The organism is Bacillus sp. 9.4 (assembly GCF_055486415.1).
The window spans coordinates 409,757-420,604 of record NZ_JBVFMU010000003.1; the positions used below are offsets into that span (position 1 = coordinate 409,757).

The following is a 10,848-nucleotide window of genomic DNA, read 5'->3' on the forward strand; positions in this document are numbered from 1 at the left end:
CCATATTTCTGTACGTTACTAAGCTACTAACGTTTCAAATATTTTGAAGATAATAAAAAAAGCTGATCAATCCTCAAACAGGAAAAATCAACTTTAATATAGCGGTATTAGATCTGCATGAATCAAAAAATCCCCTTTTATGAAGTCGGAGAAGGAACTCTAGCGGCTGCAAAATGGGTTCTCGTAGTCGCTTGAATGACTCCGGCGGCAGTACTCCTCATTGCAACTGTCACCGTATCTCCGGCGTTTAACTGAAGAATTTCAGTTATTGCTACGACTGCCGGGATGTTCCCTGCTTGAGATTTGTTATTTCCGCCTACCACATTTTGATTTACGAGAAATACGACTTCTAAGTTGAAGTCAACAATTGCATTCGGTTGAAACTCAACTGATGCATTAAGAGAATACACGCCTGCTGTTCTCGGTGAAAATGTAGATGTGTTAGGGTTATATTCATTCGCCAAATCAAATTGCACATTTTGAAAAAAGACTCCGGCAGCTGCATTTGCAGCCACTGACAGATTCGTATCGCTGGTGGCTCGGAAAGCAGAAATAGGCTGGTTACTATTTGCTGTAATTGGTGCGAAGAGCTGGTTTTGTTGAGCTGGTGGGGTATTTCCATTTCTGCCTTGCATGACACTTGGTGATAAAAGAGGTTCCGGTCGATCGTTCCTCTTAATCCATTTAGTTGGACGTGGCGGCATAACTTTTTCCTCCTTATAAGCCTTACGCTTCTATCATTTGTTTGCTAGTGAATACATTATTATATTGATCGTTACAGACATTGAAACGGTATCTGCCCGACTGTACTCAAAAATAGAAATAACAGCAGCATGTTCCCAAAACAGATTACTGTTTCTGATCCAAGAGGCATGCTGTACTAAGGCATTAGCTAACCTTATATGAAAGACCTCAGTTAGAGATCCTTTTTAACCCATCACATCTACCTGCCGTTCACTATTATTTAGTGAAATGAGATATTATGATATTTTCTGAATTGTGATTAAAAAGGCAACTTTATGCCCATGCAACAGAAACTATAAAAAATACAGAGAATGAAAAGAAACAGATAGATTTTTTAGTTCTTTAGGCCCGTAGTCCGCAAATCCTTTTGTGATTTTCTATCAAACAAAAGAGGAAAATAGACCAGTTGCAATCCAAACGAGAGTCTAATAGAATGAGGTCGAAAAGTAAATCGAGCGGGTTTGTTACTGATAAAGCAGGCAAGACCTAAAATGTGTAAAGGGCAAAGTGTATACTTTGGCGTCACCCCTTACATATTTTGGGTCTTTTTTTATTGTGCGTAACTAACTTGCCATCTTCAAACAGGAGGGCTGGAAGAAGCAGACCGCTAACACAGTACATAAAAAAGGAGACATGAACGATGAACATCAAAAAGTTTGCAAAACAAGCAACAGTATTAACCTTTACTACCGCACTGCTGGCAGGAGGCGCTACTCAAGCATTTGCGAAAGAAACGAACCAAAAGCCATATAAGGAAACATACGGCATTTCCCATATTACACGCCATGATATGCTGCAAATCCCTGAACAGCAAAAAAATGAAAAATATCAAGTGCCTGAATTCGATTCGTCCACAATTAAAAATATCTCTTCTGCAAAAGGCCTGGACGTTTGGGACAGCTGGCCATTACAAAACGCTGACGGCACTGTCGCAAACTATCACGGCTACCACATCGTCTTTGCATTAGCCGGGGATCCTAAAAACGCGGATGACACATCGATTTACATGTTCTATCAAAAAGTCGGCGAAACTTCTATTGACAGCTGGAAAAACGCTGGCCGCGTCTTCAAAGACAGCGACAAATTCGATGCAAATGATTCAATCCTGAAAGACCAAACACAAGAATGGTCTGGCTCAGCGACATTCACATCTGACGGTCACATCCGTTTATTCTACACTGATTTCTCCGGTAAACATTACGGCAAACAAACACTGACAACTGCACAGGTTAACGTATCAGCATCAGACAGCTCTCTGAACATCAACGGTGTAGAGGATTATAAATCAATCTTTGACGGTGACGGCAAAACGTATCAAAATGTACAGCAGTTCATCGATGAAGGCAACTACAGCTCAGGCGACAACCATACGCTGAGAGATCCTCACTACGTAGAAGATAAAGGCCACAAATACTTAGTATTTGAAGCAAACACTGGAACTGAAGATGGCTACCAAGGCGAAGAATCTTTATTTAACAAAGCATACTATGGCAAAAGCACATCATTCTTCCGTCAAGAAAGTCAAAAGCTTCTGCAAAGTGATAAAAAGCGCACTGCTGAATTAGCAAACGGCGCACTCGGCATGATTGAGCTAAATGATGATTACACACTGAAAAAAGTGATGAAACCGCTGATTGCATCTAACACAGTAACAGATGAAATTGAACGCGCGAACGTCTTTAAAATGAACGGCAAATGGTATCTGTTCACTGACTCCCGCGGGTCAAAAATGACGATTGACGGCATTACGTCTAACGATATTTACATGCTTGGTTATGTTTCTAATTCTTTAACTGGCCCATACAAGCCGCTGAACAAAACTGGCCTTGTGTTAAAAATGGATCTTGATCCTAACGATGTAACCTTTACTTACTCACACTTCGCTGTACCTCAAGCGAAAGGAAACAATGTCGTGATTACAAGCTATATGACAAACAGAGGATTCTACGCAGACAAACAATCAACGTTTGCGCCAAGCTTCCTGCTGAACATCAAAGGCAAGAAAACATCTGTTGTCAAAGACAGCATCCTTGAGCAAGGACAATTAACAGTTAACTAATAAAAACGCAAAAGAAAATGCCGATATCCTATTGGCATTTTCTTTTATTTCTTATCAACATAAAGGTGAATCCCATATGAACTATATAAAAGCAGGCAAATGGCTAACCGTATTCCTAACCTTTTTAGGAATATTGCTGTTTATCGACTTATTTCCAAAAGAAGAACATGACCAAAAAACAAAATCAAAACAGAAGCCGGACTACCGAGCGGCATATCATTTTACGACGCCGGATAAATGGAAAAATGACCCTCAAAAACCGATCTATTTTGATGGCAAGTATCATTATTTCTATCTATATAACCGGGATTATCCAAAAGGCAACGGCACAGAATGGCGCCATGCCGTCTCAGAGGATTTGGTGCACTGGACCGATGAAGGCGTGGCGATTCCGAAATATACAAACCCGGACGGTGATATTTGGACCGGTTCCGTCGTTGTGGATAAAGAGAACACAGCCGGCTTCGGGAAAAATGCGCTTGTCGCGATTGTGACACAGCCCTCAGCCAAAGACAAAAAACAGGAGCAATATTTGTGGTACAGCACAGACAAAGGAAAATCATTCAAATTCTACAGTGGCAACCCCGTTATGCCTAATCCGGGTACAGACGATTTCAGAGATCCGAAAGTCATATGGGATGACCAAGGTAACAAATGGGTCATGGTCATGGCTGAAGGATCAAAAATCGGCTTTTATGAATCCGATAATCTTAAGGACTGGCATTACACAAGCGGATTCTTCCCAGAACAGGCGGGAATGGTGGAATGCCCCGACCTCTACATGATGCGGGCAAGCGACGGAACGAATAAGTGGGTTCTCGGTGCCAGCGCGAATGGCAAACCGTGGGGCAAACCAAATACGTACGCCTACTGGACCGGAAGCTTCGACGGAAAAGAATTCAAAGCGGATCAGACTGAAGCCCAATGGCTTGACTATGGCTTCGACTGGTATGGCGGTGTGACGTTCGAAGACAGCAAAAGCACAGATCCATTAGAAAAGCGGTACGCGCTTGCCTGGATGAACAATTGGGATTATGCCAACAACACCCCGACAATGAAGAACGGCTTTAACGGCACAGATTCTGTCATACGCGAACTCCGGCTGAAGGAGCAGGATGGAACATACAGCCTCGTCTCACAGCCGATTGAAGCTTTGGAGCAGCTGACTGTTTCAACTGACAAAATAGAGGATCAGGATGTGAACGGATCAAAAACATTGTCGATAACAGGTGATACGTACCAGCTTGATACGGATCTTTCTTGGTCAGAGCTAAAGAATGCAGGCGTCAGGCTCAGAGAATCAGAAGACCAAAAACGCCATATTGATGTCGGTATTTTCGCTGAAGGCGGCTATGCTTATGTCAATAGAGCAGCCACAAATCAGCCTGACAAAAGCAATACCTATGTCGAAAGCAAAGCTCCTTATGATGTAAGCAAACGTAAGGTGCATTTGAAAATACTTGTCGATAAAACAACGATAGAAGTATTTGTTGGAGATGGGAAAACCGTTTTTTCAAATGAAGTCTTCCCAAAGCCTGAAGATAAAGGCATTACCCTTTTTTCTGATGGCGGCACAGTCTCCTTCAAAAATATAACAGTGAAACATTTTGATTCGATTCATGAATAAAAACAGGGGCAGCGCAGGCTGCCCTGTTTTTTTATTAGGAGCGGTATTCTCTGTTACATATTGGGCATTGTAAGAAATATAAGGCTGGTTTCAAAGGAGGAAGCGAATGTCTAAACAAGGAAATTTTCAAAAATCAATGTCACTGTTTGATCTGATTTTGATTGGGATGGGAGCCATCTTTGGATCAGCGTGGCTGTTCGCTGTCAGTAATGTCGCTTCAAAAGCAGGGCCCTCCGGCGCTTTTTCCTGGATCCTCGGAGGAGCCATTATTTTGTTAATCGGGCTCGTATATGCGGAGCTCGGAGCCGCTCTGCCCCGTACCGGAGGCATCATTCGATACCCCGTTTATTCACATGGCCACCTTGTCGGCTACTTAATTTCGTTTGTCACGATTGTCGCTTATACAAGCTTGATTTCAATTGAAGTGACAGCTGTGCGCCAGTATGTGGCCTATTGGTTTCCCGGCCTGACCATTAAAGGGTCTGATTCGCCGACCATTTCCGGCTGGATCTTGCAGTTTGCCCTATTATGCTTGTTTTTCCTGCTGAATTATTGGAGCGTCAAAACCTTCGCTAAGGCGAATTTCATCATATCGATTTTTAAATATATTGTGCCGATTACCATCATTATTGTGCTGATCTTTCATTTTCAGCCGGAGAATTTATCCGTTCAAGGATTTGCACCGTTTGGATTTACAGGTATTCAGGCTGCCATCTCGACAGGCGGCGTCATGTTTGCGTATCTCGGCCTGCACCCGATTGTATCTGTAGCAGGTGAAGTCCAAAATCCAAAACGCAATATCCCGATCGCTTTAATCATTTGCATCATCGTTTCAACCATCATTTATACTGTTTTGCAGGTCACCTTTATTGGTGCAATCCCGACAGAAACACTGAAACATGGCTGGCCCGCAATTGGCCGGGAGTTCTCATTGCCGTTTAAGGATATTGCGGTCATGCTCGGATTAGGCTGGCTTGCAACGCTTGTCATTTTAGACGCCATTCTGTCTCCCGGAGGAAACGGGAATATCTTTATGAATACGACATCCCGCCTTGTTTACGCCTGGGCGCGTAACGGCACATTATTTGGCATATTCTCAAAGGTCAATAAAGATACGGGGACACCCCGCGCTTCGCTTTGGCTTTCGTTTGCCCTGTCCATTTTCTGGACACTTCCCTTTCCTTCGTGGAACGCACTCGTCAATGTCTGTTCAGTCGCGCTCATTCTTTCATATGCGATTGCACCCATTTCTTCAGCTGCGCTGAGGGTCAACGCGAAGGACTTAAACAGGCCGTTTTATTTAAAGGGAATGAGCATTATCGGGCCGCTTTCCTTTATATTTACAGCTTTTATCGTGTACTGGTCAGGATGGAAAACAGTCTCCTGGCTGCTCGGTTCACAGCTCGTGATGTTTTTGATCTATCTCTGTTTCAGCAAATATACGCCTAAAGAAGATGTCAGCCTTGCTCAGCAGCTGAAATCAGCCTGGTGGCTTATCGGGTTTTATATTATGATGCTGATCTTTTCCTACATCGGTTCTTTCGGACATGGTTTAGGGATTATCAGCAATCCCGTCGACCTCATTTTAGTCGCGATCGGCTCACTTGCGATTTATTACTGGGCAAAGTATACCGGGCTCCCAAAAGCCGCCATTGATTACGATAAATAAAGAAGCAAGAGGTTTTCTTGCTTCTTTATTCTTTACAAACATACATATACGCGATAAAATGAATGAGAGTCAGTCATTATTGGAGGTGTTCCTCATGCCAAAACAAACATCGGGCAAATATGAAAAAATTCTGCAGGCTGCCATAGAAGTCATTTCTGAAAAAGGCCTCGACAAAGCTTCTATTTCTGATATTGTCAAAAAGGCCGGCACTGCCCAAGGAACATTCTATTTGTATTTTTCATCTAAAAATGCCCTCATACCGGCCATTGCAGAAAATCTTCTCACCCATACACTTGATCAAATCAAAGGAAGGCTGCATGGGGACGAAGATTTTTGGACCGTTTTAGATATATTAATTGATGAGACATTTCTCATTACAGAACGCCATAAGGATATTATTGTCCTCTGTTATTCCGGGCTTGCGATCGACCACTCCATGGAAAAATGGGAGACGATCTATCAGCCTTATTATTCCTGGCTTGAACAAATCATCAACAAGGCCATTGCAAACCATGAGGTAACGGAAGGAATCAATTCAAAATGGACGGCCAGAACGATTATCAACTTGGTCGAGAATACTGCGGAACGATTCTATATCGGATTTGAACAAGATGAAAATATTGAAGTGTATAAAAAGGAAATTTTCACTTTCTTAAAACGGAGCTTAGGTACTGCTTAAAAAATGATTGGGTAACACCGCTCATTTTTTAATGCCCTAAAAATGACTGACGTTCATTCATAAAATAGAGAGGTGTTTCATTTGAATTGGGTTCTTGTTTTTATTGCAGGGCTTTTAGAGGTTGTTTGGGCCTCTTCCCTCAAACATGCCGATTCGCTTTTGGATTGGATCTTCATTTTTATCTTAATCGCGGTCAGCTTTATCCTGTTGATCCGCTCTTATCAAAAAATCCCGATGGCCGCGGCGTACACTGTGTTTGTCGGAATCGGAACCGTCGGAACATATCTGACTGGAATTGTTCTGGGCGAATCCTTCTCAGCAGCCCAAATGTTCTTTTTAGCTTTATTGCTGGCTGGCATTTTAGGAATGAAATTATTTACGAAAGAAAGCAAATCTCAGCCGGGAGGTGAACAATAATGGCATGGTTTTTATTAGTGATTGCCGGCATAGAAGAAATTATAGCTGCCATTGCCATGAAATATATAGACGGAACAAGAAAAAAATGGCCGATCATTGTGATGACTGTTGGATTCGGCTTATCCTTTTACTGCCTGTCCCAAGCGATGATCGTCCTGCCTGCCGGAGTCGCATATGCCGTTTGGACTGGCATTGGAAGCATTGGTGTTTCGGCGGTCGGGCTCATTTGGTTTAAGGAGCGGTTTCAGCTTTCACAGGTGATTTCACTTTGCCTTATCCTAGCCGGCGTCATCGGCCTGCGTCTTACGTCATCTTCATAAAATCAAGGCATATACAGCTGTATATGCCTTTGCCATTAAGCTTCGTGATGTTTTTGAAGATGAAGCGGCGGCGGGATGAGCCAGCCTTTGTTTTTTAGCAGCCTTAAGTATTTTGCGCCGGTTGCCGCTTTCGACATATGAAATTGCCCAAACATCATGGCAATATCCTCACGAATCGATTGCCCCATCATTTTGCTGCATGTCACAAGACCTGCAGCATTTTGTGCTGCCGCGGAGGCCGCCACATCCGGATCGAGAAACCGTGCGCCAGGCGGAATGTCGTTAAGATCTGCTGTCGGCGGTTCAGGAGAAGCCGGCGGCAGCGCCACCCCGTTTTCTTTCAGGATCGTGCTGACCTGTTTGATTTCATCTTGGCACTTCTCAATGGACTCACGAAGCAGCTTCTTCAGGTCGTCATCACCGACATGATTCAATAGCATTTGGTAATTGCCGACCATTTTATTGCCCGCCATCACATAACTCCACAAGCCGAATACCTCACCATAATGCATCGGCTCATCCTGCGGATTTCCGCTTAAAATACCCATGTTCATCCTCCTCGCAAATTCAATATCGCACACATTCCATAACGTGCCCGAGAGAAGGAAAATTTATGTTTCAGCGGGAGAGATTTATGAAACAAAAAAGACAAGAGTGGTGAAATGCCAAAACTCTTGTCTTTCCTCTTTTTATGTTCGCCTGCTAAACAGCCTTTTTTCTCGGTAAGGCCTGCTGAGAAACCAGTTGATTCTAATTTTTTCGTAAGCTTTTGAGCAATCTTCCTGTCAAACCCTCCAACAAGAATCTTTTTTCTTATCGTTTTTAGAGTCATGTACAGATTTTTTCCGTGTAAATATTCGATCGTGGTAAAAAGAAAAGTGAGATAAAAATGGGATAACGCATGATGAAGGTTGAAAAATCGAATGATTAGGACAAGAGATGTTCATTCATTCATCCATACAACAGACTCTAGATAAACATATACTGAAAGATAGTTTTAATTAGAAAGGAGAAACCAGCTTTGGCAAAATATCGGATCATAACCTTTGATGGGGGAGGTACCTTAGGTGCTTTAAGTTTACAGCTGATGAACAGACTGGCTAAACAAAATCCAACATTAATAAGTCGAACTCATGTATTTTCGGGAAATTCAATCGGTTCATTTACTGCCCTTGCATTAGCAAGCGGAAGATCTCCGAAGGAAACACTTCAGTATTTTGAGGATGAAATCCTGCCCGCATTCAGCATTTCCCGGCCGGGCGGACCTGTTTTCAATCAACAATTACCATACTCCGGTTTTATAAAAGCAGTACGAAATTTTTTCCCAGCAGACCTTCGTCTTAAAGATGTAAGAAAACGAATTGTTGTCCCATCATTCAAATTATATTCTCCAAAACTGGATCGTTGGACTCCTGTATTATTTCACAACTTTCCCGGCTCTCCCTATTTCAATGAGAAAGTAAGTGATGTCATACTGCGGAGCAGCGGTGCTCCCGCGACGCAACGGGCCTATCAAAACTATGTGGACGGATATGTAGTAGCAACGAATCCTAGTACAGCCAGTATCGCGTTTGCGGTTGGTAAAGCCAACGTACCACTGGATCAAATTGCGGCATTATCCATTGGAACAGGTGAAGCCCCGACTCGTTTAAGAAGAGATACGAGGGGGTGGGGAATGGTAAGTGCAGATAACATACGTCCTGAAAATCTGAAGAACCTTCCTCCAAATTGGGGAGTTCTTTTGGACAGATCGCCTAATGAACCTCTACTGCCATTTCTTCAGATGATCTCTGGCGGAAATGGTTACTACGAATCCATGGTCAGCGCGAATCTTCTGGGAGATCGCTTTTTTCGGCTAGATCCACGAATTCCAAACTTCTCCAAAACGGATCCTACCGTGTTTCCCGCTCTCATTGAGATTGCGAACAAAACCAATTTACAACCTGTGATTCAATTTATAGAGAAGAACTGGAGGACCAAATAAATTTTTATTTTAAAACTATTCTCACTTACATTTCTAACTTACCACTTTTCTCTGAGAAAAGTATTCTCGAATAAAAACAGGCAATGGGTAAAAAGAATTTTTTTCTTCTAGTTTTGACAATAAAGTTGTTTACAAGTGTAATGTCTCTTTGGATTCCAACAAGTAAATAACATTTTTGCAAAGTATCAGTAAGAACCGGATTTTTTTTAAGTGTTATTAAAGCTAATAAGACAAATAAATAAATTCAAATTTCCTCTTTTGAAAATGGTGGTTCAAATCGCATAATGATTGATTTGAAGTTTATTTCAAAACTCGAAGGTTTACTATGCCTCTTTTTTCACACAAAAAAGACAAGAGCGGCAAATCGCCAAACCCTTGTCTTTCCTGTTGTTCTATTGGACGCGCTCGGAGGGATTCGAACCCCCGACAGACGTGGTACCGGAAACCACCGCTCTATCCAACTGAGCTACGAGCGCAGAATGACTGCGTTTTAAGAACGTCAGCACAACTAATTATACGATAATTCCATCCAAATAACAACCCTCTTTTTCAAGAGCGGTTTTTTTAAACGGACACATCATCTGATTTGGCAATTTGACATATGATGGTTTGAACCCCTGTATTTTTGGGGAAAATGGGAAAAAGAGACGACTTTGCATATCAGGCCAGCTTTTTGTTTGACCTTTATTGACCAAAAATGTATCATGTAACTACATACTTACCTAAAAGGTGAAGGAGGAGCATTATGAATTTAATACCTACAGTCATTGAACAAACGAACCGCGGGGAAAGAGCGTATGACATTTATTCTCGTCTATTAAAGGATCGTATCATCATGCTTGGATCTGCGATTGATGACAACGTTGCGAACTCCATCGTGTCACAGCTTTTATTCTTAGCAGCAGAAGACCCTGAAAAAGAAATTTCTCTTTACATCAACAGCCCGGGCGGCTCTATTACAGCCGGTATGGCGATCTATGATACCATGCAGTTTATTAAGCCGAAGGTATCTACAATTTGTATCGGTATGGCTGCGTCAATGGGCGCGTTCCTGCTTGCAGCCGGCGAAAAAGGCAAACGCTATGCGCTTCCAAACAGTGAAGTCATGATTCACCAGCCTCTTGGCGGTGCGCAAGGTCAGGCGACAGAAATTGAAATTGCCGCGAAACGCATTCTCTTGCTTCGCGACAAATTAAACAAAGTCCTTGCTGAACGTACTGGCCAGCCGCTTGAAGTGATCGAACGCGACACAGACCGTGATAACTTCAAGTCTGCTGAAGAAGCGCTTGAATACGGCCTGATTGACAAAATTTTGACTCACACAGAAGACAAAAAATAATCAACACAAC

11 protein-coding genes and 1 tRNA gene are annotated in these 10,848 nt (G+C 42.6%); 8 read left to right on the plus strand and 4 right to left on the minus strand.

Annotation, left to right across the window (positions count from 1 at the left end):
* Window positions 1-137 precede the first annotated feature (137 nt).
* The gene (locus ACZ07B_RS14135) at window positions 138-704 is read right to left on the minus strand and encodes a C1q-like domain-containing protein (protein WP_341284183.1); all 567 of its coding nucleotides are present in this window, start codon (window positions 702-704) and stop codon (window positions 138-140) included.
* Window positions 705-1,384: 680 nt separating this feature from the next.
* On the opposite strand from ACZ07B_RS14135, the gene sacB reads away from it, so the two are divergent.
* The 6 genes from sacB (at window position 1,385) to ACZ07B_RS14165 (ending at window position 7,515) form a co-directional block, all read left to right on the plus strand.
* The gene (gene sacB / locus ACZ07B_RS14140) at window positions 1,385-2,803 is read left to right on the plus strand and encodes a levansucrase (protein WP_153256516.1); all 1,419 of its coding nucleotides are present in this window, start codon (window positions 1,385-1,387) and stop codon (window positions 2,801-2,803) included.
* A gap of 76 nt (window positions 2,804-2,879) precedes the next feature.
* Complete coding sequence (gene levB, locus ACZ07B_RS14145; protein WP_464877339.1) at window positions 2,880-4,430, plus strand: 2,6-beta-fructan 6-levanbiohydrolase; 1,551 nt, start codon at window positions 2,880-2,882, stop codon at window positions 4,428-4,430.
* 106 nt (window positions 4,431-4,536) lie between these two features.
* The gene (aspP, locus tag ACZ07B_RS14150) at window positions 4,537-6,099 is read left to right on the plus strand and encodes an aspartate/proton symporter AspP (RefSeq protein WP_003228228.1); all 1,563 of its coding nucleotides are present in this window, start codon (window positions 4,537-4,539) and stop codon (window positions 6,097-6,099) included.
* Window positions 6,100-6,193: 94 nt separating this feature from the next.
* Window positions 6,194-6,778: a TetR/AcrR family transcriptional regulator gene (locus ACZ07B_RS14155; RefSeq protein WP_175405003.1), complete on the plus strand. Its 585-nt coding sequence runs from the start codon at window positions 6,194-6,196 to the stop codon at window positions 6,776-6,778.
* A gap of 81 nt (window positions 6,779-6,859) precedes the next feature.
* Entirely contained in the window at window positions 6,860-7,195 is a 336-nt protein-coding gene (locus ACZ07B_RS14160; RefSeq protein WP_217002862.1) for a DMT family transporter, read from the plus strand.
* A complete protein-coding gene (locus ACZ07B_RS14165; protein WP_003228222.1) occupies window positions 7,195-7,515 on the plus strand; it encodes a QacE family quaternary ammonium compound efflux SMR transporter in 321 nt (106 codons plus the stop codon). Before ACZ07B_RS14160 ends, ACZ07B_RS14165 begins: the two co-directional genes overlap by 1 nt.
* 35 nt (window positions 7,516-7,550) lie before the next feature.
* On the opposite strand, the gene ACZ07B_RS14170 is transcribed toward ACZ07B_RS14165, so the two are convergent.
* Both ACZ07B_RS14170 and ACZ07B_RS14175 read right to left on the minus strand, forming a co-directional pair.
* Window positions 7,551-8,063: a DUF3231 family protein gene (locus tag ACZ07B_RS14170; RefSeq protein ID WP_014478056.1), complete on the minus strand. Its 513-nt coding sequence runs from the start codon at window positions 8,061-8,063 to the stop codon at window positions 7,551-7,553.
* Between the two features lie 2 nt (window positions 8,064-8,065).
* Window positions 8,066-8,347: a poly-gamma-glutamate hydrolase family protein gene (locus ACZ07B_RS14175; RefSeq protein WP_217002861.1), complete on the minus strand. Its 282-nt coding sequence runs from the start codon at window positions 8,345-8,347 to the stop codon at window positions 8,066-8,068.
* Window positions 8,348-8,536: 189 nt separating this feature from the next.
* Here ACZ07B_RS14175 and cotR point away from each other — a divergent pair, with 189 nt between their 5' ends.
* Window positions 8,537-9,499: a sporulation hydrolase CotR gene (gene cotR, locus ACZ07B_RS14180; protein WP_024573362.1), complete on the plus strand. Its 963-nt coding sequence runs from the start codon at window positions 8,537-8,539 to the stop codon at window positions 9,497-9,499.
* Window positions 9,500-9,899: 400 nt separating this feature from the next.
* Here cotR and ACZ07B_RS14185 read toward each other — a convergent pair.
* Window positions 9,900-9,975, minus strand: a tRNA-Arg gene (locus tag ACZ07B_RS14185).
* Between the two features lie 269 nt (window positions 9,976-10,244).
* Here ACZ07B_RS14185 and clpP point away from each other — a divergent pair.
* Entirely contained in the window at window positions 10,245-10,838 is a 594-nt protein-coding gene (gene clpP, locus ACZ07B_RS14190; protein WP_003228214.1) for an ATP-dependent Clp endopeptidase proteolytic subunit ClpP, read from the plus strand.
* Window positions 10,839-10,848 lie beyond the last annotated feature (10 nt).

Bases quoted from the DNA above. Each gene is read 5' to 3' on its own strand.
- ACZ07B_RS14135 (WP_341284183.1), bottom strand. From the start codon at position 704: ATGCCGCCACGTCCAACTAAATGGATTAAGAGGAACGATCGACCGGAA.
- sacB (WP_153256516.1), top strand. From the start codon at position 1,385: ATGAACATCAAAAAGTTTGCAAAACAAGCAACAGTATTAACCTTTACT.
- levB (WP_464877339.1), top strand. From the start codon at position 2,880: ATGAACTATATAAAAGCAGGCAAATGGCTAACCGTATTCCTAACCTTT.
- aspP (WP_003228228.1), top strand. From the start codon at position 4,537: ATGTCTAAACAAGGAAATTTTCAAAAATCAATGTCACTGTTTGATCTG.
- ACZ07B_RS14155 (WP_175405003.1), top strand. From the start codon at position 6,194: ATGCCAAAACAAACATCGGGCAAATATGAAAAAATTCTGCAGGCTGCC.
- ACZ07B_RS14165 (WP_003228222.1), top strand. From the start codon at position 7,195: ATGGCATGGTTTTTATTAGTGATTGCCGGCATAGAAGAAATTATAGCT.
- ACZ07B_RS14170 (WP_014478056.1), bottom strand. From the start codon at position 8,063: ATGGGTATTTTAAGCGGAAATCCGCAGGATGAGCCGATGCATTATGGT.
- ACZ07B_RS14175 (WP_217002861.1), bottom strand. From the start codon at position 8,347: ATGACTCTAAAAACGATAAGAAAAAAGATTCTTGTTGGAGGGTTTGAC.
- clpP (WP_003228214.1), top strand. From the start codon at position 10,245: ATGAATTTAATACCTACAGTCATTGAACAAACGAACCGCGGGGAAAGA.